Source organism: Filomicrobium insigne (assembly GCF_900104305.1).
GTDB classification, from domain to species: domain Bacteria; phylum Pseudomonadota; class Alphaproteobacteria; order Rhizobiales; family Hyphomicrobiaceae; genus Filomicrobium; species Filomicrobium insigne.
The window spans coordinates 318,230-339,532 of sequence record NZ_FNJC01000002.1 but is presented as its reverse complement, the minus strand read 5'-3'; the positions used below and the strand labels follow the sequence as shown (position 1 = coordinate 339,532).

Here is a 21,303-nt window from a genome sequence, read left to right as displayed (position 1 = left end):
TAAGCCGCCGTTGTCGTGCGGAGGATCATATTTGCCAAGTGCGACGTGTGAAGCATCTACGGATGGTGAGGGCGAAGAAGTTCGGTGCTTTGTGACGCGTCGCAATGAAGAATGTGTTGGGACTCTGTGGGTAGATCTTGCGGTCTTGGCGAGGGAGCGAAAAGCTGTGGCTGCGGTGCCTCTTCTTGAGCCCGAATCAAAAATGAATTCTCGTCTATTTGATGTGCACACTGCCCAATAAACAGACTTGCTTCATTTCAAAATTGCACTGCTCGCAGTCGAGTTATGCGCAATTGTTGTTCAGTTAACTGTGCGTGTTGCTCCATCAGCACAGTTTCCACTCAAGCGTTGTGTCCGGATCGACTTAGGACTTGTTTCCTCCAGCTGATTTGCGCTTCCTATCCATCATGGTCGCGGCAGATTCAATGGAGGATCGGGCCGCAGTGAACCCGGGGGGTGTAACCATATCATGACGACGACTTCGAAATTTGTTCGCACGGCAGCCGTGGCGGCGTTGGTACTCGGGATCGGTGCCACAACGGCTGTTGCAGGTGGTTTTGAGCGCTATGAGCGCGACGGAAGCATTAAGGATGCTCCTGTCGCAAGCGAGGGCCGGAAATTTGAATGGTCCGTCAATGGCGGCTTGATGTCCGACTATGTTTTCCGCGGCGTTTCGCAGAGCGGTGAAGATCCTTCGTGGTTCGCTGGTGCGGATGCGTCCTACGGAATCTTCTACGCCGGTGTTTGGGCTGCAAAGGTTGATCAGGCCTTCACATCTTCAGATGCAGAAGTCGACCTGTACTTCGGCATTAAGCCGGTCCTTGGTCCGGCAACCTTCGATTTTGGTGTCATTTACTATGGTTATGCTGGTCAGACCGCTAACGTTGACGTCGACTATTGGGAATTCAAGGCTGGCGTCAGCGGCGAAATCCTGCCGAAGTTGAGTGCTGGCGTAACCTATTACTATACGCCAGACGACACGTTTGAGATCGGCCCTGGCCACGCTGTCGAGGGTACCCTCGGTTACGCGCTGCCAAAGGTCTGGATCTTCGATCCATCCATCAGCGGTACGCTTGGTTATAAAGAGAACGAGGACGTAGCGAACTCCGACTACACGTATTGGAACGCTGGTCTCTCGCTCGCTGTTGAACAGCTGACTCTCGACTTCCGCTACTGGGGTACGGACACCGACCAGTTTGGTGATCTTGGCGATGACCGGTTTGTCTTCAAGGCAACGGTGGCCCTGCCATAATCTAAGATACGTCTCCTGTTAGAACGCGACGCCCGGTTCTTCCCCGAGAGCCGGGCGTTCGTTTATCTAAAGCCTGATTTGTGGTGGGCCTAGACGGCATCGCCGTAAGTCTTGCCCGCCAGATAACCCGGCCGAGTTATGCACCGGCTCAGATCAAGGGTGTCATGGCTTCATGGAGTTTCCGGGGGTGTTGTCAATCTGTCAAACTACGGGCTTATATTCGCCGTAAATATCAGACTGCAGACCGTTAGGTGCGATGTATTAAGAAGCGACGTATCGCGCGTTCCGGTTTGGTGATCGGGTGGTCTGCGTCTATCGCCCTCTCTCTTGGCGCCCACTCGACGGAGGCCAGCTCTGTATCTGCTGTCGGCTCTCTAACCCCGCTGCCGGGCGTGGCTTGGAGCTGGTCTCCATCACACAGCGTGCTTCGCCAGACGAATCAGCTATCTCTCCCGTCATCGACGCGCTCTCACGTGGTCGACTCATCCCCAGTTCTCGCTTTCGCATGTATTGCCGTTTGCGAGATGGGCGCATTAACTAGCCGAGCGCAGCCACGCGAGGGTGGGAATGGTCGTCGCATTCGTGATTGCAGGCTTCATTGTCGCGACAATAACAATCGCGGCAGTGTGGGTTGCGCCGAAAATGCTGCCACAGGTGATCGTTTTTGAGAACGACCCTGATGCCCCGAAGCCCTTCGGCTATAAGATGGCGTGGCTTGCTATCCACTCTACTGACGTTGAGCGCGTTGCTGAACTTCTTGGTTTCAGCGACGGTGAGAAGGCGAATTGGAACGCTGGCATCGGTACGGTCTACGATGATCGCCTTGGTGCCACCCATTTATTCCTCAGTCCTCCGGTTGAGGGATGGACATTCGTCATCGGTCTCACGCTCCCGCATCCGGTCGGGCCCGCCTTTGTCGATAAGCTGACGCCGTTGATGTTGCGATTGGGTCAGTCGTTTGACGATGTGCAGTACTTCTTCACCTATCCGTTGCTCGATTTCTTTGCCTGGGGGCGGGTGCGACAAGGCAAGTTGGTACGTGGCTTTGCTGTGAGCGACGAAGGCGTGGTCTGGAACAAGGGACGTGTCACCCCGGAAGAGCGTTCCTTGGGCTTACGCCTCTTTGAACTCAGAGGCGTACGAGAAAGGAGTGGTGATGCGGGCGGAGAGATGGTGCTCTATCCGACAGAGGACCATGTCTTGCAGATCGCGCGAGGTTGGAGCCTCGATCCGATGCAGCTTGAACGCATGCAAAATGCACCAGGCCATGGCTACGTGGTGCGTGTGCCGATAGCGTGGTGCGCAGAGCGCTCGGGCAAACGCGCGGCGGCATAAACAAAAATCGGCGAAGAGACAAGGTCTACGCCGATGAGGGTTTTTGTTTCGCTTTTCTTTATTAGTTCTTTGGAGCTGTGTACGTCGACCAGCGGCTTCCTGTTCCAGTCGGCGCGCGTGCCTGTTCCACGGCAAGATTCTCGCGTGTGCCTTCGGGATTGTGCGGCAGTGAACGTTCAGCTTCGGTGCAGGGACGGCTCAAGATTTCGCCTGTAGCGCGGTCTCGTGTGAAGCTGGCACAGTTCGTTTGCCCTGGAGCCGTTGCCTGGCCTTCGTTTCCACCCAGTCGTTCGGCGTTCTTTTCTAGCGAGATTGCCCCGGTTGTGATGGGAGTCGCTTCACTCGGCGGAGTGGCCTGCGAGATGGCACGGTCTATCGCGTCGGCGAATGTTCCTGAGCTTTTGTTTGTTGGCTGAGCATCGGCAACGTTCGACAAGCGATCATCGGTTCCCTGGTAGACGGTGTTTTGTACAACAGTCCAGAATCCGACGGCATGCCAGAAGACGATACCTGCTACGAAGCCAGCGACGCCGAAATAGACGGCCTGCCGTTTTGGAAGCGCGAGGTACGTCGGGACTTTGTGATCACCTGCAGCATCGTCTGCCACGGGTTCAATGCGCAATTCGATGCGTGGCTCCGAACGAGGTTCAACGCGCGGTTCAACGCGAGGTTCTGGGCGTGGCTCAACGCGAGGTTCAGAACGCGGCGGAAGCGGCGGAGGAGTCGCCGGATCGCGAGGCGTGGCGTTGGCTTTGCGCGGATCTTGCATTGATACGTCCCGTTAGTGGTTCAAGTGGAATCACTGGGGAAGCATCGCGAAAAAGTGAGGCGTTGAACTAGGACGTTAACGCCTCACTGATGGAGAACGCACCGGCTATCCACAGGTGCGCCACCTTTTCGATTCGCCAATTGTGACTGGCTGATTTTGCAAGCGAATTCGTGGCTCGCTGGGCCGCAAATTTGGTGTCCGTGTCAGCGTGGGCCAGGCAAAGGCGAATCTTGCTCGCGCATAGATTTTTTGTTGTTTGTGGAGGCCGCCGCCGTCGCACGGACAGGCGGGACATACATGCGTTGAGCCCGGCACATCCGATGCTGGTTCTCGTTTGCGCCGCACGGTCGCAAGGAGCCTGATTTCGAGAAGCAGATGCGGACCTCACGTAGGCGATTTCCAGCCCCTCGGCAGGAGATGGCCAACATGTCGTGCTTCATTCCTGGGTTCGCTGCGACGAACTCGTCAATAAGGTCATCTGGGGAAACAAGCTGCGCTTCCATCGGCTGGATGTAGCGCGCCGGGATTTTGATCGACTCGAACATGCGACGCGAGAGGTCGTAGTACCCGCGCGCATCTAAGCCCGAGCAGGTTCCGTGCTTCTTGTATTCGTGTATGACCAGCGCGGGACTCGGCATGATGTCCAGCATCTGATCGATGACGGGTTTGGGGACCCAGGGCTTATCCCTCGTCCAACAACGTTCGGGATAGCCGCGATTATGTTGGGGCCAAAGGCCATGCAACACGAATGCGTACGGCCGGGCTGCACGGATATCGCATTGACGTTCGTACCGATCCCCGGTGCGGTCCGCGCAGTATGTCGGGCTCCAAGATAGGACGAGCGCGTAGTAATCGAAGTCACCGGGGCGATCCTGCCTCGTCCGATTACTCTCATAGGTTTGGCGCTGCGCCTCTGCTGTCGCGGACAAGCACGTGGCTAGGATCAAGGCGCTAAGCAGCGTGAACGTTAGGGAACGGCGTTGCGTCATCGTTCTATTGTCCCTCCCTCAGTGAGCGCTCAGGCGGCTTCCGCCAGCCGGTCAAGGATGCGCGCCCAACTCCGTGTACCCTTCATGAAGCTGCGGAGATTGTACTTCTCATTCGGCGAGTGGATTCGGTCGTCTTCGAGACCAAAGCCAACCAACAAACTGTCCATCCCGAGAGCGTCCTTAAAGGCGGTGACGATTGGAATAGATGCGCCGCAGCCCATGAGTACCGCCGGTTTGCCCCACTCGTCTTCGAGAGCGGAGGCTGCGGCTTTGATGGCCGGCGTGTCAGTATTGAATGCAATCGCGCTGCTGCCATGACTTCCGACAAATTCTACGCTGCAGTCAGAGGGAAGACGTTCGCGTACGAATGCATGCAGAGCTTCGATGACTGCTTCCGGGTCCTGGCCCGGAACGAGCCGGCACGTTATTTTTACGGACGCTTCGGCCGGAATGATGGTTTTGAATCCTGCTCCCTGATAGCCACCCTTGATGCCGTTGAATTCCAACGTTGGGCGGGACCAGAGCTGCTCCAGCGGTGAGTGCCGTTTCTCGCCAGCGGGCGTGTCGAGGCCGATCGATCGCAGGACGTCGCCCGCGTCGAAATCTATCGCGGCCCACTGTTTGAGCTGACGTGCCGAGGGCTTTTTGATGCCGTCGTAGAAGCCAGCGATCTTTACGCGGCCGTTTGCGTCGTGCATGGCGCCGCAGATGCCGGTAAGAACACGGATGGGGTTCGCGGCTATGCCACCATAGAGGCCCGAGTGGAGATCGCGGGCGGGGCCGCGGACTATGATTTCCGTTCCGGCCAGACCCCGCAGCATTGTGGTTATTGCAGGAGTGTCGCGGTCCCACTGCCCGGTATCGCAAACCAGGACGAGGTCGGATTTAATTTCGCGGCCATGCTTTTTCAGGAAGCCTGGTAGCGAGGGTGAGCCGCATTCCTCTTCCCCTTCGATGAGGACTGAGACGGCAACGGGCAGTTCGCCATTCACCTCTTTCCAGGCGCGCGCGGCTTCAAAGAAGGTCATCAGCTGACCTTTGTTGTCTTCAGCACCGCGGGCGACGATGACCTTGCCGTTTCCTTTTTCCGTGGCAATGCGTGGCTCGAAGGGTGGCGACTTCCAGAGCTCAAGCGGATCGGGCGGTTGAACATCGTAGTGGCCGTAGAAGAGAAGGTGGGGTTTGGATTTGTCACGCTTGGGACGGTCGTGGGCGACGACCATTGGATGACCGGTTGTCTTTTTTACATCTGCGTCAAAGCCAGAATCTGCGAGCGTCTTTGCACACCATTCGGCGGCGGTTTGGCATTGTGCCGCATAGGCCGGATCGGTTGAAACGCTTGGAATTGAGAGCAACTCGAACAGGCGTTTGAGTTGTTCATCATGCGTCGCATCGATGCGTTTGAGGACTTCTGGCAAGGCGGAGGTCATCGGCTAAACAGTCCCAGGGTTGATGTAAGGGGAGAAGGGGTGGGATTTGCCGTGAGTTTAGCGCAATTGCTCACGGAGGCCTATTCGCAAAGAGGCCGAAAGCTGTCGTGTCTTAAACGGCCAGACGAAAGTGAGATTATCAGCCGAACCCTCAAGGAGTATTACACGAATAACATCGACCATTTGACGAGCCCCGACATGTGGTCGCAGACCAAATGACAAATTACAGACTTCAATCAAACGCCGTGCGCTGCTAGGCAGTCTTCCATCCGAGACAGACCGGATTTTCGTCGTGTGTCTGCCGCCCGCCTTCCTTTCGATGTTGCTTGGAGCAAGACCATGAACACTGCGCCCACTTCTGCGCCTCGCTGGGTCTATTTGTTTGGTGCTGATCGCACGGATGGCGATGCAGGAATGAAAACGCTTCTCGGAGGGAAGGGCGCCAACCTCGCGGAAATGGCAAACCTCGGTTTGCCGGTGCCGCCCGGCTTTACGATTTCGACGGACGTTTGCACCGCTTACTACGAGGCGGGGCGGAAATTGCCGGAAAGCCTTACTCCGCAAGTCGACGAGGCGTTGGAAACGATCGGGCGTATCGTTGGGGCGAAATTCGGCGATACGGATAACCCGCTGCTCGTGTCTGTGCGCTCGGGCGCCCGGGCCTCAATGCCTGGTATGATGGACACTATTTTGAACCTCGGGCTCAATGACGAGACCGTGGAAGGGCTCGTGCGGCGCTCCGGCGACCGGCGATTTGCGTACGACAGCTATCGCCGGTTCATTCAAATGTATGCCGATATCGTGCTCGGGGTCGATCACGGGGTGTTCGAGGACATTCTGGAAACGTTCAAGAACCTCAATAGCATGCAGCTCGACACGGAGCTGACGGCGGATGATTGGCTGGAGATTATTGAATCCTACAAGGCGGCTATCGCCGATGCTATCGACCGTCCTTTCCCGCAGGATACGGGGGAGCAGCTTTGGGGTGCAATCAGCGCGGTATTCGGCTCCTGGCAGAATGCGCGTGCCAAAACCTATCGTTTCCTTCACGGCATCCCCGATGATTGGGGAACGGCCGTCAACGTGCAGGCCATGGTGTTCGGCAACATGGGCGAGACCAGCGCAACAGGTGTGGCTTTCACACGCAATCCGTCCACGGGGGTGAAGGAGATATTTGGTGAGTTTCTTGTCAACGCCCAGGGCGAAGATGTTGTTGCCGGAATCCGGACGCCACAGCATTTGACGGAAGCTGCACGCATAGAGGCGGGCAGTAACCAGCCGTCGTTAGAGGCTCTGACGCCTGGGATGTTTGCCGAGCTCGTTGCTGTCTTCGATAAGCTCGAGACCCGTTACCGGGATATGCAGGATATCGAGTTCACGATTCAGGACGGCAAACTTTGGATGCTGCAGACGCGATCGGGTAAGCGCACGCTGGAAGCTGCCCTCCGTATCGCGGTGGAGATGGCCGAAGAAGGGCTCATCAGCCGGGAAGAGGCCGTGATGCGGGTGAATGCAGCGGATCTTGATCAGCTTCTGCATCCGACAATCGATCCGGACTCTGAGAAAAATGTCCTGACCAACGGTTTGCCGGCATCCCCCGGTGCGGCAGTCGGTGAGATCGTCTTTCACGCTGAGGACGCCGAGGCGGCCAAGGCGAAGGGGATCGATGTTATTCTCGTGCGGGTTGAGACGAGTCCGGAAGACATCCACGGCATGCACGCTGCTGCAGGCATCCTGACGGCACGGGGTGGCATGACCAGCCATGCCGCGGTCGTGGCGCGCGGGATGGGTCGGCCGTGCGTATCGGGCGCGAGTGCGCTGCAGATCGATGCGCGCGCCCGCACATTGAAGATTGGCAGCACCCTTCTGAAAGAGGGTGATGTCATCACGATTGATGGCAGCACGGGACAAGTGTTGCACGGGCGTGTGAAGATGCGCCAGCCGGAAATGTCCGGGAACTTTGGAACGCTCATGTCATGGGCAGACGAGTTTCGCCGGCTCGGGGTTCGCGCCAATGCTGATACGCCGCGAGATGCTGAGCAATCGCGCATCTTCGGTGCGGATGGCATCGGGCTTTGCCGTACAGAGCATATGTTTTTCGAGGCCGACCGCATTTTGGCGATGCGGGAAATGATCTGCGCTGAAGACGAAGAGGGGCGCCGGGCGGCGTTGGATCGCATTCTGCCGATGCAACGCGGCGATTTCGAGCAACTGTTCGAGACGATGGCTGGTCTGCCTATCACGATCCGTCTGCTCGATCCTCCCTTGCACGAGTTCTTGCCGCATGAGGGCAGTGAGTTGACCTCAGTTGCGGAGGCTCTCGACATCAGCGTTGAGAAGCTTCGTGCGCGTGTGCGTGAACTTTCGGAGTTCAATCCGATGTTGGGTTTTCGCGGGTGCCGTATAGCGATCCGTTACCCGGAAATCACCGAGATGCAGGCGCGAGCCGTTTTCGAAGCGGCTATCGCGGCGGGTAAAAAAACGGGTGCTCCCGTCAAGCCTGAGATCATGATCCCGCTCGTCATATACCGTCGGGAGTTCGATATCCTTGCGGATGTGATCCGAGGGATCGCGCGGGAAGTCGAAGCGGAGCATGGCGTCTCGCTTGATTATGAGATCGGCACGATGGTGGAGCTGCCGCGATGCGCGTTGAAGGCTGACGAGATCGCCGCCGGAGAAGAAGGCGCAGCGTTCTTCTCGTTTGGTACGAACGACCTCACGCAAACCTGCCTCGGATTGTCACGTGATGACGGCGGTCCCATCCTGCAAACCTATACGTCTGCGGGTATCCTTGAGATGGATCCGTTTGTTTCCATCGATGTGTCTGGAGTTGGTGAGTTGGTCCAGATTGGGACCGAACGTGGTCGGCGTGTGAAGCCCGATTTGAAGATCGGTATCTGCGGGGAGCACGCGGGGGATGAGGCCTCAATCCGTTTCTTCCATGAAGCGGGGCTCGATTATGTTTCCTGCTCGCCTTACCGGTTGCCGGTTGCACGCTTAGCGGCCGCGCAGGCTGCGCTTCGCGAGAAAGGCTTCGGCTAAGCTCCAGATTGCAGCGAGAAGCAGCTACCAGTGCTTCTCCTGTTCGTCGAGGGTGGGGCGACGAGGTCGCTCCCCTTTGAAGCGGGGCAGGAATAGCAGAACCAGAACTAGAGGTGGTAGCAGGAACGACCACGCCATCCAGAATGAGTAGTCCCGATTTTTGACTGCAGAGAGGATGCCTGCTGCTGCGGAAGCGGTAATGGCGATTATCGCCCATCCGACAATCCAATAAAGAATATCATCCATGATTCATGTCTGGTCCGCTTAATTGATCACAGCCTGAGGCCGGTACACGCCTCTCAAATGGACGGCGAACATGGCAAAAAAGCAAGCGTTGGAAGCGTAGCTTACGCGTCGGAATAACCCATATCTAGGCCTAGATCGAGTACCGGGGCCGAGTGTGTCAAAGCCCCGACGGAGATCAGATCTACACCGGTTTCCGCGATCGCGCGCACCGTCGTTAGATTAACGCCACCCGAGGCTTCCAGTAGCACGCGTCCGTGAGTAATCGCGACGGCTTCACGTAAAATTGCAGGGGGCATGTTGTCGAGGAGAACGGCATCAATGCGATGTGTTATTGCTTCGCGCAACTGTTGAAGGGTGTCTACTTCCACTTCGATTTTGACCATGTGACCAGCGGTGGTGCGAGCCCGTTCGATAGCCGCTGACAGACCGCCAGCGGCCACGATGTGATTGTCCTTGATCAGAATTGCATCGAATAGACCAAAGCGATGGTTTTGGCCCCCGCCGCACCGCACTGCAAATTTCTCCAGCGCACGCAGGCCTGGCGTCGTCTTGCGTGTGTCCACGATGGTGGCGGAAGTCCCTTCGATGGCATCGACGTAATCGCGCGTGAGGGTGGCAATGCCGCTGAGCCGGCCCAGGTAGTTCAGGGCAACGCGTTCTGCGCCTAATATAGCGCGGGCATTTCCTGACACGTGAGCTATCGGCGTTCCGGGAAAGACGCTGTCGCCGTCGTCTGCTTCGATCCGAAAATCGATTTCAGGGTCCAATGCGCGAAAAGCGTATTCGGCTAGGCTGATGCCGGAAATGACTCCTGGCTGGCGCGTGGCGATCCAGGCGGCAGCCTGCGCAGATGGCGCGATCGTTGCGATGGATGTGATATCGCCAAGCAGCCCGAGATCTTCAGCCAGGGCAGCGTCGACGGCTTGTGCAATCGTTTGATGGGGCAACGGCCCTGGTGTCGTCATGGGGCCGTCAACCGCTCATTTGGCAACTTTGGTGGAGCCGACCGTTTGTCAACGTGGCTCCGTCCGGTTGACGGCTGATGTCGGTAATGATTGCTGTCTTATCCAGGTCCGTTAAGCGCAACAGTGAATGTCGAGCCATAGGGGATGTGTCTGGGAAATCGCTGCGCATGTGTGCGCCGCGGCTTTCCTCGCGATTAAGCGCGGCGGTCGTGATCAGACGAGACGTCAGTACAATATTGGCCAACGTGATATCGCCGCCGGCTTGGTCTTCGACTTCACGGAGAACCCGGAGGGCGTGGTGCAGGCCGGACTGTTCACGGACAACCCCAACCTCGCCGGACATCGTGCGCCGTAGACGTTTGATCAGGGCCGTGCGCAACGTGGGCTCCACGTTCGAACCTTCGCGCATCAGGGACGTCAGTTTGATGGGAAGTTTTGTAGGCGTGGTTATCTTAGCAATGTCTTCGGCGACGTTTCCGCCCACGACGATAGCTTCAAGCAGCGAATTGGATGCAAGGCGATTGGCACCGTGCAAGCCGGTGCAAGCGGCTTCACCAACGGCCCAGAGCCCCTCCACGGTCGTGCGTCCATTCATGTCGGTTGCGATACCGCCCATGTGATAGTGTGCGGCCGGTGCGATTGGGATCAGATCGTTGACTGGATCGAGACCTGCTTCCCGACATTTTTGATATACGCCGGGGAAGGCGTCGGGGAAGCGCAGGCCTATTGTCTTGCGGCAATCCAGATAAGCGCCACGTCCCGCCGCGATTTCGGAGAAGACTGCACGCGCGACGAGATCTCGAGGGGCGAGCTCCGCGTCGGGATGAAGGGCTTTGAGAAAGCGTTCACCGGCACGGTTGACGAGAGTTGCTCCCTCCCCCCGCAAGGCCTCCGTCGCGAGAGGAGCGGGATCTCCCGGCACGTCGATGGCAGTGGGGTGAAACTGCACGAATTCGGGATCGGCAATGACGGCCCCAGCACGGGCAGCAAATGCGAGCGCTTCTCCGCGCGAATATGCCGGGTTGGTGGTGATGGCATAAAGCTTTCCGACGCCGCCGGTGGCGATGACGACGGCGGTGCCGGATATCACTTCATAATCCGCATGGTCGGGACCATCGTTCCGCAGCAAGCGGACACCGGTTACGCGGCCGTCACGAATTTCGAGATCTTTGGCTTCGTAGTTTTCAAGAATTTCTATCGATGGCGTTGCGCGTGCCGAAGCAATGAGCGCTTGCATGATGGCTGCGCCCGCACGGTCACCACTCACCCGGACGACGCGCTTTGCCGAGTGTGCGGCTTCGCGCGAAAGAACGAAGTGTCCGGCCAGGTCGCGGTCGAAGGGTACGCCGTAACTGAGAAGCTCGCGGATGCGCTGTGGTGCGGCCTCAGTGATGATACGCGCGACTTCTTTATCTACGAGGCCACTACCGGCCAAAACGGTGTCGGCTGCATGGGCTTCGGGCGTATCGCCTTCGCCTACGGCGGCGGCAATACCACCCTGGGCCCAGGTACTGGACGCGCCTTGGCCAAGTGGTGCGGCTGCGATCAGGACGACCGGGCGCGGCGCCAGTCGCAGTGCGGTGAACAGACCGGCAAGACCGGCTCCAACGATGACAATCCGGCCGCTGAGTTCGCAAGAAGGATCTTTGAAGCCAGCAACCGCACCGGCATGTCGAGATGATTGGGTCATTTCGGTGTGAAGCCTTTCCGGGAATTGTCCCCCTGGCTATCAGACGTCGACGATGATTGCCGCGTCGAAATCGGCTGAGATGGATCAGTTTGTTAAATTGACCATGCGCTCAACGGCACGACGTGCACGTTCGGCAATCTCAGGATCAACGGTAACCTCATTCTGCATGTAAACGAGGCTATCGAGAATCTTTTCAAGGCTGATGCGTTTCATGTGCGGACACAGATTACATGGCCGGACAAATTCAACGTTCGGTGCTTCGGCTGCGACGTTGGACGACATCGAGCACTCTGTAACCAGGATTACCTTATTAGGCTGGTGGTCCTTCACCCAATTGATCATGGCCGCCGTTGATCCGGTGAAGTCCGCCGTGTTGATGACGTCGGGCGGGCATTCGGGATGCGCGATGATCTTTACTCCGGGATCATCGCCACGCAGAGCCTCCAGTTCGTTCGCTGTGAAGCGTTCATGGACTTCGCAGCGGCCTTTCCACGCGATGATTTCGACGTCAGTCTGAGTCGCAACGTACTTTGCGAGATATTCGTCGGGAATGAGAAGTACGCGCGGTGCGTTGAGGCTTTCGACGACCTTCACAGCGTTGGATGAGGTGCAGCAGATATCGCACTCGGCTTTTACGGCTGCTGACGTGTTCACGTATGTGACGATGGGGACGCCGGGATAGGCTTCGCGCAGCGCCCGTACATCCTCTGCGGTGATGGATGATGCAAGCGAGCAGCCGGCTTCGAGATCCGGGATCAAAACCGTCTTGTTCGGGTTCATCAGCTTGGACGTCTCAGCCATGAAGTGCACGCCAGCTTGGACGATGACATCGGCGTCGACGTTTGCAGCTTCGCGCGCGAGCTGAAGGCTATCGCCGCGGAAGTCTCCCACGCAGTGGAAGATTTCCGGCGTCATGTAATTGTGAGCGAGAACGACGGCGTTGCGCTCTTTCTTCATCACGTTGATGGCCTTGATCAGCGGCGCGTAGTGCGGCCACTCCATCGGGGTGACGACATGCTTTACCTTTTCGTAGAGCGGTGCCATTTCCGCGGCGAGTTCCGGCGTGAATTGGAATTCAGGCCGCGGAACTTCCGAAAAACGCTCATTTGTGGTGCGGACCAGCCCAAGGTCCGGGGCGTTAAGGTTTGCCATGATCACTGCTCCTCCTTCATCATCGTCGATTCGATGTGCTCACATTGAGTATTTTCAATGTAGCTCACGACGCGCGAAGTGCTTTTTGTGTCTTATGCTCGCAACGAGCATTGTCAACCAAGTGTAATATAGGGGAGGTTGCGCGGAATTTGAAGGAGAAATGAGAGTTCGCGGTGCGCTTTTTGCGTCAGGTTCGCGCGCTCAAAAGCCGCCGAGAAAGTGGGCGGGCCACCAATTTTTCTGTGTGAAGACAGCCTTTTACAGTTCTGTATTGTGGCTTTCTAAAGTTAGGAATGGGCCATTGGAGAAAGCGCAAAATTTAAGAAGGTCGTTTCGGCTTTTCGTTCTCTGCACGTTGGCATCGGAGATAGATTGAAGCTCGCTGCGTTGCAGCAAAACTATAACCTTGTATGAGGCCGAACAGATGCTTGCGTTGACCGGCCCCAACGTCTAGAACCCGCGTTTTCCTGAACGCTGGGAGCAGCGGGCGGTGGGAGCTTAAATTACTCTCCGTACGTGCTGCTAATGGGACGATGAGCGCGCAAAACCAGGCAGGCCGACAGGCACAGGTCGGTATTATCATGGGAAGCCAGTCAGACTGGGAAACCATGAAACGTGCCTCGGCGCTGCTTGATGAGCTTCAGATTCCCCATGAGGTTCGGATCGTTTCGGCTCACCGGACGCCGGACCGCCTGTACGACTATGCGCGCAACGCCCAGTCCCGTGGTCTCAAAGTTATTATTGCGGGTGCTGGTGGGGCTGCGCACTTACCGGGTATGGTCGCGGCGTTGACGACGCTTCCGGTGCTTGGCGTGCCAGTATGTTCCAAGGCGCTTGCTGGCTTGGACAGCCTTTATTCAATTGTTCAGATGCCGGCGGGGGTACCGGTCGGTACACTGGCAATTGGCGAGGCGGGTTCGGCGAATGCTGCCTTATTGGCGGCACAGATCCTGGCGCTTGGTGATGAGGCTCTTGGCGCGCGACTGGCAGCATGGCGCAGAGCTCAGACGGAAGCTGTGGGCGAGGTTCCGGAGCGCAATGACTAACCAATTTGATGCACCTGATGACGGCGGTCCAACCGGAAGGGCTGCGCTATGACCGGAGTACTCCCACCGGGATCGGTCATCGGGATCCTGGGTTCGGGGCAGCTTGGGCGCATGTTGGCGGTCTCTGCAGCAGAGCTCGGCTTTCGCGTGCATGTTTTTGGGGACACATCCGGGCCTGCTTTTGACGTTGCCGCTTCGACGACGGTTGGCCCTTATGAAGATCTCGGGGCCATTACGGCATTTGCCGAGACCGTCGATGTCGTTACCTATGAGTTTGAGAATGTCCCGCTTGGTGCGGCTGCTGCGGCCGCCGCAGTCCGTCCGGTTCGCCCAGGAGCGCGCGCACTTGAAGTTGCGCAGGACCGGTTGGTCGAAAAGCGGTTTCTGTCCGATATCGGCCTGCCCGTTGCTCCTTTTGCCAACGTCGACAATTTGAATGACCTGGAAGATGCCCTGGCGACCTTGGGGACACCGGCGATCTTGAAGACCTGTCGGTTCGGCTATGATGGAAAGGGGCAGGTCCGGATCACGTCGGCGGAAGAATCGGATTGGGCGCTTGATGCTATTGGGCGTGCGCCTGCCGTGCTGGAGGGCGTGGTACCGTTTGATTGCGAGATTTCTGTTTTGTGCGTTCGCGGTATCGATGGTCGGACGGCCGTCTACGACGTACCACTCAACAGTCACAAGCACGGAATTCTGGATACTTCTACGGTTCCTGCACCGGTTCCTGCGGAGGTATGTGAAAAGGCTCGTGCTATGGCAGCGCGGGTGGCTGAGGCGCTCGATTACGTCGGCTTGCTCGCGGTCGAAATGTTTTATCTGGGGAAGGACAAGCCGGAGCCGCTCATCATCAATGAGATCGCCCCGCGGGTTCATAATTCCGGACACTGGACGCTGGATGCGTGCGGCGTCAGCCAGTTTGAAAATCACATTCGCGCCGTGGCCGGCTGGCCTCTCGGGAGCGTTGCGCGTCACAGCGATGCGGTCATGACAAATTTGATCGGTGCTGATGTGGAGCAATGGGCCGAGCTGGCTGCTGAGCCGCAGGCCTGCCTCCATATCTACGGGAAGAACGAAGCAAGACCGGGCCGCAAGATGGGCCATGTGACCCGTCTTTCGGCACTTTCAGGCAAGTAAGGTGCGTGGTGGAAGTTGTTGCCGTCTTGGTGGACAAAGCGGTGTCCGTCTGCTACCAAACGGGTTAAATTCGTGAAGCAAGTGCATGGCCCGGCCACGACTGTCCGGGCTTTTTGCCTTGTTGAAGTTTAAAAACTCTGACCGCACAAAAGGATAGGGATTCGCGTGCAGGTTCTCGTTCGCGACAATAATGTCGATCAGGCTCTCAAGGCGCTCAAGAAGAAAATGCAGCGTGAGGGCATCTTCCGTGAGATGAAACTCCGGAATTATTACGAAAAGCCATCCGAGAAGAAGGCTCGTGAAAAGGCTGAAGCGGTGCGTCGGGCTCGTAAGCTGGCTCGTAAGCGCGCTCAGCGCGAAGGATTGTTGCCTGGTAAGGTTGCGCGTCCCGCTCGCTAAGCGGGTTGTATCGCGCGAGAACGCCTGACAACGGCCCTTAATGGGTTTTATACAACATAACGGGCACCGGTTGACTGTAACCGGTGCCCGTTATTCCGTTGGCGTTTGTGCGTCGCGTTTTAGCTGTTATCCGGCGACGCGGTCTTCCTGCGCCGATATCGATGGTTTGACGGCTATGCGGTCGATCCAATCATTTACCACGTCGTAGGAGCCGTATTTGCCGTGGTCAGTGTGGCCCGCGCGGCGGAATGTGACGATTTCGGTTGGGCCGGAGGCTGATTGCGCGACTCGGCGACCCATTTCTACTGGAATGATCGCATCTTGTTCGCCATGGATCACCAAGAGTGGTGTGTGCACGTCGCCAATATAACGCATTGTTTCATAGCGATCCCGCATCATCAGGCGCGCGGGGAGATACGGATAGCAGATCTCTGCGACGTCAACGATTGATGTGTAGGGGGCGTCCAGGATCAAGCCTGCAGTGGAATTTTCGGCAGCGACGCGGACGGCAATGCCGGTTCCGATTGACTCACCGTAGATTACGATATCGTCAGCCGCCACACCCTTATCAATCAAGGTTTCATAAGCCAACTTTGCGTCCGCGATATTGGTTAGCTCCGACGGCCGTCCTGTAGAGCCGGAATAGCCACGATAGGCCATCATCATGATTCCGCGCCCACGTTTCGTGAACGCTCCGATACGTTCGGCCCGATCCGCTAGGGTTCCGGAGTTGCCGTGGATATAAAGTATTGTCGGCTGTCCCGGCTCGGCTTTCGCATACCAAGTCACGAGGGTATGGCCATCGGGGGTGTTGATTAACACTTCCTCAACGTTCGGAAGGCCCGCGGAAGCGGGACGAACACGGTTACCGACCGGATGATACATTAGTGCGCGCTCAACGATGGGAGCGCCCACCATGACCACTACGGCCAGCACAGCGATAATTGCGATGGTACTCAGCACAAAAGACATGGATTCATTTCGCCTGGGATTCTGTCACAGCTCAAGCAAGCTAGTACGCCCAGCAAGCTTGAGTGTGCGGGTGGGAATTCTTATTGCCTAGCCTCATCTTCACAATGCGGGCAGTGCCTGCAAAAATCTCAACGCACAAACATCGTTTTTTGTTCACTTCTGAGGAGTAACGGCTCCGCGTTATCAAAGCACTCCAGCAACGATTGGGCGCGGCGGGGACCGGGTAAATGTCCGAAGCGAGACCCTTTACTCGCCGCTAACCAGGGTGCGAAATCGGCCACCTCTTGGCGGCGAAAAAGGCCTGTGTCACGGCCGTAACGGATGGCCCAACAGTCGGCTTCGATCTCGTTGTTCACAGATGGCGTGTACCAATGCCCTAAAATATGGTGCGCACATTCGTGTGCGTAGAAAAATAGCTGTAACTTTACGGGCAACTGCATAAGCAGATGGGAGTCCATGACAATGAATGGCGTCATGTTCACCACCCAGGCACGTCCGACGTCGCCCAGTTCATCCACCTTCAGAGTTGTAACGTGTCTGCCTCGGAAATCCTGACACTGTACCGTCAGACCTGCGATTGTGACCTCATTTGGAGCCTTGATCGCAGTCTTTCCGGCGACCGCTCCAGACGCCACGAACAATATGGCGATGAGCACGGATGCCGTTGCAGCGGACAGAGTTCTCTTCAATTGACCTCCTCGCTAGTTGCCGGCCTCGTCTTGCAACGCTGCCAACGCTAGAGGATACATCAGTCGAGCGAGTCGAGAAGATTGTATGTGCTAACAGTAAATCAAACATGGTTGATTTCACTGCATTCGTTGTCGCACCTGTTGCAGAAACGACCAGATGTGGCTGTAAAGACCGTCTTGCACTAGTGACACGTGAGTGCTGCCAGGCATACTTACGAAGGTCTTTGGCTCGTTGGCGCGGGCGTAAAGCCGCTGTGCCTGCTCATAGGGAACCGACTTGTCCTGGTTTCCATGAACGATGAGGAGCGGCATTTTGACGTTTTGGATCTCATCGTAGGATCTGAACTGGTCGACCATCAAAAAATGAACGGGTAACCAAGGGTAACGTTCGGCGGCAACATCCACGATTGCTGTAAAGGGCGCTTCCAGGATCAATGCGCTGGCTGGAACCTCCGTCGCGAGGTGGATAGCGACGGCTGTGCCGAGTGAATAGCCGTGAAGTATGATGTCTTCAGCGGCATGTCTTTCGCGAAGCCAGTTATAAGCGGCGAGGGCATCCAAATGTAGACCGGATTCGCTCGGTGCGCCTGTTGAACCTGGAAATCCGCGATACGAGAACGCGAGGACTCCGGCGCCGTGGTCGCGAATTTTGCGCCAGCGTTCGTCGCGTTGTTCGAGTTCTCCTCGCTTGCCGTGCATGAAGAGGAACACGGGCTGATCAGCTTGAGGGGCGAGATACCAACCAGCGAGTTCCTCGCCGTCACTCGTCTTGATGACAATACGCGTGCTCCCCTCGATGGCGAGCGTTCCGGCTGTCGCCAGATTGCCGGTATCAACGGTGTCGAACAGGATGTTGCGCTGAAGAAAGAACATGCCTGCAGCGGCCGCGGCATAGCCCACGAGAAGCAATGCGACCAAAATTGAAAGTGGTCGTTTGAGCAGGTGCATGTGGCCTACCCTTACGGGGCCCTTTCGTCAGTCGATCGCTTTGACGATTTCTTCCGTCATCTTTTTGGCATCACCAAGGAGCATCATGGTGTTGTCACGATAAAACAGCGGATTGTCGATGCCGGCATAACCGGAGGCCAACGAGCGCTTGTTGAACATGACGGTGCCAGCCTTCCAAACTTGAAGCACGGGCATACCATAAATGGGTGATGAGGGGTCATCTTCAGCAGCCGGATTGGTGACGTCGTTCGCGCCGATGACGTAAGCGACATCAGCCTGCTGGAATTCGGAGTTGATGTCCTCCAATTCGAAAACCTCGTCATAGGGGACGTTGGCTTCAGCGAGCAGGACGTTCATGTGACCCGGCATACGACCGGCGACAGGATGGATTGCGTATTTAACCTCGACGCCAGCTTCTTTCAGAGCGTCCGCGAGTTCGCGCAGCGCATGCTGAGCTTGCGCGACGGCCATGCCATAGCCCGGGACGATAATCACCTTTTGGGCGTTCTTCATGATGTAGGCCGCGTCCTCAGCTGAGCCGAGCTTCACGGGCCGCTGTTCGCCGCCTCCACCTGCAGGGCCAGCAACTTCACCGCCAAAGCCGCCGAGAATGACCGATATGAAGGAGCGGTTCATGCCCCGGCACATGATGTAGGACAGGATCGCGCCAGAAGAGCCAACCAATGCGCCGGTGATGATGAGAGCAATATTGCCCAGAGTGAAGCCGATACCTGCTGCGGCCCACCCCGAATACGAGTTTAACATTGAGACGACGACGGGCATGTCCGCGCCGCCGATGGGCACGATGATCAGCACGCCGAACAGTAGCGAGATGACGGTGATGGCCCAGAACAGCTTATCGTCGCCGCCGGAAACCACGAACATGTAGATGAGCACAACCAGGGCTGCGAAAAGACCTGCGTTGATGACGTGGCGCAGAGGCAGGATAATCGGGGCGCCTGACATTCTTCCGGACAACTTCGAGAATGCGATGACGGAGCCGGTGAACGTAATCGCACCGATGGCAACGCCCAGAGACATTTCCACCAGACTGGCGGCCTTGATGCCGCTATTCGGATCGCCTGCAACTTGAAGAATGCCAAATGCGTCTGGTGCGTAGACAGCTGCTGCCGCAACGAAGACAGCTGCAAGGCCGACGAGCGAGTGAAACGCGGCAACCAATTCCGGCATCGACGTCATCGGAATATCGCGGGCAATTTTGCCGCCGATTACGCCACCGATTCCCAAGCCGAGTGCAATCAGAACCCATGTCAGCAGCTGATCGCCGCCTTTAAGCTGAGTGAGCGTCGTCACAATGGCAATGGCCATGCCGATCATGCCGTACAGGTTGCCACGGCGTGACGTTTCGGGGTGCGACAGGCCGCGCAGCGCCAGGATGAAGAGCACGCCGGAGATCAGATAAAGAATCGCGACGAGGTCGGTGGGAATCATCGGTTCGGACATTTTAGGAAAGCACCCAAGAGGTTATCTGCAATCGCACAAGGTGCGTGAAATCAACGCTTCGGCTCTTTCTTCTTGTACATGGCGAGCATGCGGCTTGTGACGAGGAAGCCACCGAAGATGTTGACGGAAGCCATCGTGAGAGCGAGGAAGCCAAAGATCTTTGCGGCTAGTCCACCGTTGGCGATGCTTTCGATGCCGACAGCGAGCAGTGCACCGACGACGATAACGGAGGACACGGCGTTGGTGACCGACATGAGCGGCGTGTGCAGGGCCGGTGTCACGCTCCAGACCACATAGTAGCCGACGAAGATCGCCATCACGAACACCATGATCTGATAGACCCATGGTGCGACGTCGCCACCTCCTGCTGCCGCGGCGGGGAGAGCTGAGGCGGAAAGCGCGAACACTGCAAAGGCGAGCGTAAGGGTACTGTTCCGGAGTGCTGAGATGGTGGGCTTGTGCATCGTCTAGTTCCGTTCCCTAGGCTGTCTTTTCCGTGAGGCTGGGATGGACGATTTCACCGTCCTTGGCGATCAACGTGCCCTTGATGAGCTCGTCATCCCAATCGATTGCGAGTGATTTGTCTTCCTTGGAGATCATCAGGTCCACGAAGGCGGCTAAGTTCCGCGCGTAAAGGTTGGAGGCATTTACGGGAACGGTGCCGGCCAAATTAATCGGACCGATGATCTTTACGCCGTTTGCCGTGGTGATGGTCTCGCCCGGCTTCGTGAGTTCGCAGTTGCCGCCACGTTCCGCTGCGAGGTCAATAATGACGGCGCCAGGTTTCATGCTGGCCACCATGTCGCTCGTGATTAGACGTGGGGCTGGGCGGCCAGGGATCAACGCGGTGGTGATGACGATGTCCTGGGTCTTCACGTGATTTGCGACAAGTTCCGCCTGCTTTGCCTGATAGGCCGCGGACATTTGCTTTGCATAGCCGCCCGCTGTTTGTGCCTGGAGGAATTCCTCGTCTTCAACGGCGATGAACTTGGCGCCGAGAGACTGCACTTGTTCCTTGGTCGCGGGTCTGACGTCAGTTGCGGTAACAATGGCGCCGAGCCGCCGCGCGGTCGCGATAGCCTGGAGACCAGCAACACCAACGCCCATGATGAAGGTTTTCGCCGCTGGCACGGTGCCTGCGGGCGTCATCATCATCGGCAGTGCGCCGCCAAATTTCGAAGCAGCATCGACGACGGCCTTGTAGCCAGCAAGGTTTGCCTGACTAGAGAGAACGTCCATGGCCTGCGCACGTGTCGTGCGCGGCATCAATTCCATCGCGAAGAGGGTCGCCTTGGTGGCGGCCAACGTCTCGATTTCAGTGCGTTGTCCGTAGGGATCAAGCATCGCGACGACGATGGCGCCTGGTTTGAGCGTATTAAATTCTTCGGGTGAGGGACGCCGCACTTTCAGGAGGATATCGGCGCGCGGTAACGCATCATTGGGCGACGAAACTATTTCTGCGCCTTGTGCTTTGTATGCGTCGTCGGAAAAACTCGACCTCAATCCGGCACCGCTTACGATTGCCACCGTACATCCAGCAGCAACGAATTTTTTCACCGTATCGGGGGACACGGCAACGCGGGGTTCATTTGAAGCTTCTGGTGTGACCGCGATGGTGACCATAAAAAAAGTCCGATTGTGCTTGGGTGGCCTTTTCGGCGATCCCTTCCGTATAAAAAACAACGGGCTCGCGTGGAACGCGAACCCGTCATGGGGTCCTCGGTTATTGAATAACCGACTAGCGTTTATCCCTCTTCATTTGCCAAACCATATAGGCA

At 57.2% G+C, this 21,303-nt stretch carries 19 protein-coding genes; 6 read left to right on the top strand and 13 right to left on the bottom strand.

All coding sequences use genetic code 11. The features are described from left to right. Window positions 1–469: 469 nt before the first annotated feature. Together BLS30_RS07580 and BLS30_RS07575 are read left to right on the top strand one after the other, a co-directional pair. Window positions 470–1,252, top strand: a complete 783-nt coding sequence (locus BLS30_RS07580; RefSeq protein ID WP_052743578.1) for a TorF family putative porin — start codon at window positions 470–472, stop codon at window positions 1,250–1,252. 567 nt (window positions 1,253–1,819) lie between these two features. Next, window positions 1,820–2,587 carry a hypothetical protein gene (locus tag BLS30_RS07575; protein ID WP_046475296.1) on the top strand — a complete coding sequence of 256 codons (768 nt, stop codon included), beginning with the start codon at window positions 1,820–1,822 and terminating at the stop codon, window positions 2,585–2,587. 61 nt (window positions 2,588–2,648) lie between these two features. Here BLS30_RS07575 and BLS30_RS07570 read toward each other — a convergent pair whose 3' ends face one another. The 3 genes from BLS30_RS07570 to BLS30_RS07560 form a co-directional block, all read right to left on the bottom strand. Continuing rightward, a complete protein-coding gene (locus BLS30_RS07570) occupies window positions 2,649–3,356 on the bottom strand; it encodes a hypothetical protein (protein ID WP_090227833.1) in 708 nt (235 codons plus the stop codon). A gap of 203 nt (window positions 3,357–3,559) precedes the next feature. Then, window positions 3,560–4,345: a ribonuclease T2 family protein gene (locus BLS30_RS07565; protein WP_090227830.1), complete on the bottom strand. Its 786-nt coding sequence runs from the start codon at window positions 4,343–4,345 to the stop codon at window positions 3,560–3,562. 29 nt (window positions 4,346–4,374) lie between these two features. After that, window positions 4,375–5,775: a dipeptidase gene (locus tag BLS30_RS07560; protein ID WP_090227827.1), complete on the bottom strand. Its 1,401-nt coding sequence runs from the start codon at window positions 5,773–5,775 to the stop codon at window positions 4,375–4,377. Window positions 5,776–6,114: 339 nt separating this feature from the next. Here BLS30_RS07560 and ppdK point away from each other — a divergent pair, with 339 nt between their 5' ends. Further along, window positions 6,115–8,817, top strand: a complete 2,703-nt coding sequence (gene ppdK / locus BLS30_RS07555) for a pyruvate, phosphate dikinase (RefSeq protein ID WP_090227825.1) — start codon at window positions 6,115–6,117, stop codon at window positions 8,815–8,817. Between the two features lie 24 nt (window positions 8,818–8,841). Here the strand turns inward: ppdK and BLS30_RS07550 are convergent, their stop codons facing one another. The 4 genes from BLS30_RS07550 to nadA all read right to left on the bottom strand — a co-directional run bounded on the left by BLS30_RS07550 (window position 8,842) and on the right by nadA (window position 12,870). Continuing rightward, window positions 8,842–9,063, bottom strand: a complete 222-nt coding sequence (locus BLS30_RS07550; protein WP_046475304.1) for a hypothetical protein — start codon at window positions 9,061–9,063, stop codon at window positions 8,842–8,844. Between the two features lie 101 nt (window positions 9,064–9,164). Continuing rightward, window positions 9,165–10,028: a carboxylating nicotinate-nucleotide diphosphorylase gene (gene nadC, locus BLS30_RS07545; protein ID WP_090227822.1), complete on the bottom strand. Its 864-nt coding sequence runs from the start codon at window positions 10,026–10,028 to the stop codon at window positions 9,165–9,167. A 7-nt stretch (window positions 10,029–10,035) separates the two neighbouring features. Next, a complete protein-coding gene (locus BLS30_RS07540; protein WP_090227819.1) occupies window positions 10,036–11,718 on the bottom strand; it encodes an L-aspartate oxidase in 1,683 nt (560 codons plus the stop codon). 84 nt (window positions 11,719–11,802) lie between these two features. Then, window positions 11,803–12,870, bottom strand: coding sequence for a quinolinate synthase NadA (nadA, locus tag BLS30_RS07535; protein WP_090227817.1), 1,068 nt, complete (start codon window positions 12,868–12,870; stop codon window positions 11,803–11,805). A 533-nt stretch (window positions 12,871–13,403) separates the two neighbouring features. Here nadA and purE point away from each other — a divergent pair. The 3 genes from purE to rpsU all read left to right on the top strand — a co-directional run bounded on the left by purE (window position 13,404) and on the right by rpsU (window position 15,452). Next, window positions 13,404–13,916 carry a 5-(carboxyamino)imidazole ribonucleotide mutase gene (gene purE / locus BLS30_RS07530; RefSeq protein WP_046475315.1) on the top strand — a complete coding sequence of 171 codons (513 nt, stop codon included), beginning with the start codon at window positions 13,404–13,406 and terminating at the stop codon, window positions 13,914–13,916. Window positions 13,917–13,964: 48 nt separating this feature from the next. Beyond that, on the top strand, window positions 13,965–15,053 hold the full coding sequence (locus BLS30_RS07525; protein WP_090227813.1) for a 5-(carboxyamino)imidazole ribonucleotide synthase: 1,089 nt from the start codon (window positions 13,965–13,967) through the stop codon (window positions 15,051–15,053). 153 nt (window positions 15,054–15,206) lie between these two features. After that, a complete protein-coding gene (rpsU, locus tag BLS30_RS07520) occupies window positions 15,207–15,452 on the top strand; it encodes a 30S ribosomal protein S21 (protein ID WP_244465087.1) in 246 nt (81 codons plus the stop codon). A 126-nt stretch (window positions 15,453–15,578) separates the two neighbouring features. Here the strand turns inward: rpsU and BLS30_RS07515 are convergent, their stop codons facing one another. The 6 genes from BLS30_RS07515 to BLS30_RS07490 form a co-directional block, all read right to left on the bottom strand. Further along, the gene (locus BLS30_RS07515) at window positions 15,579–16,424 is read right to left on the bottom strand and encodes an alpha/beta hydrolase (RefSeq protein ID WP_090227811.1); all 846 of its coding nucleotides are present in this window, start codon (window positions 16,422–16,424) and stop codon (window positions 15,579–15,581) included. A 128-nt stretch (window positions 16,425–16,552) separates the two neighbouring features. Further along, the gene (locus tag BLS30_RS07510) at window positions 16,553–17,113 is read right to left on the bottom strand and encodes a hypothetical protein (RefSeq protein ID WP_139165304.1); all 561 of its coding nucleotides are present in this window, start codon (window positions 17,111–17,113) and stop codon (window positions 16,553–16,555) included. A 117-nt stretch (window positions 17,114–17,230) separates the two neighbouring features. Next, entirely contained in the window at window positions 17,231–18,061 is an 831-nt protein-coding gene (locus BLS30_RS07505) for an alpha/beta hydrolase (RefSeq protein ID WP_090227808.1), read from the bottom strand. Between the two features lie 27 nt (window positions 18,062–18,088). Next, window positions 18,089–19,525, bottom strand: a complete 1,437-nt coding sequence (locus tag BLS30_RS07500) for an NAD(P)(+) transhydrogenase (Re/Si-specific) subunit beta (RefSeq protein ID WP_425284152.1) — start codon at window positions 19,523–19,525, stop codon at window positions 18,089–18,091. Between the two features lie 50 nt (window positions 19,526–19,575). Beyond that, window positions 19,576–19,989: a proton-translocating transhydrogenase family protein gene (locus tag BLS30_RS07495; RefSeq protein WP_076605260.1), complete on the bottom strand. Its 414-nt coding sequence runs from the start codon at window positions 19,987–19,989 to the stop codon at window positions 19,576–19,578. A gap of 16 nt (window positions 19,990–20,005) precedes the next feature. Continuing rightward, window positions 20,006–21,148 carry a Re/Si-specific NAD(P)(+) transhydrogenase subunit alpha gene (locus tag BLS30_RS07490; protein WP_046475338.1) on the bottom strand — a complete coding sequence of 381 codons (1,143 nt, stop codon included), beginning with the start codon at window positions 21,146–21,148 and terminating at the stop codon, window positions 20,006–20,008. Window positions 21,149–21,303: the final 155 nt, after the last annotated feature.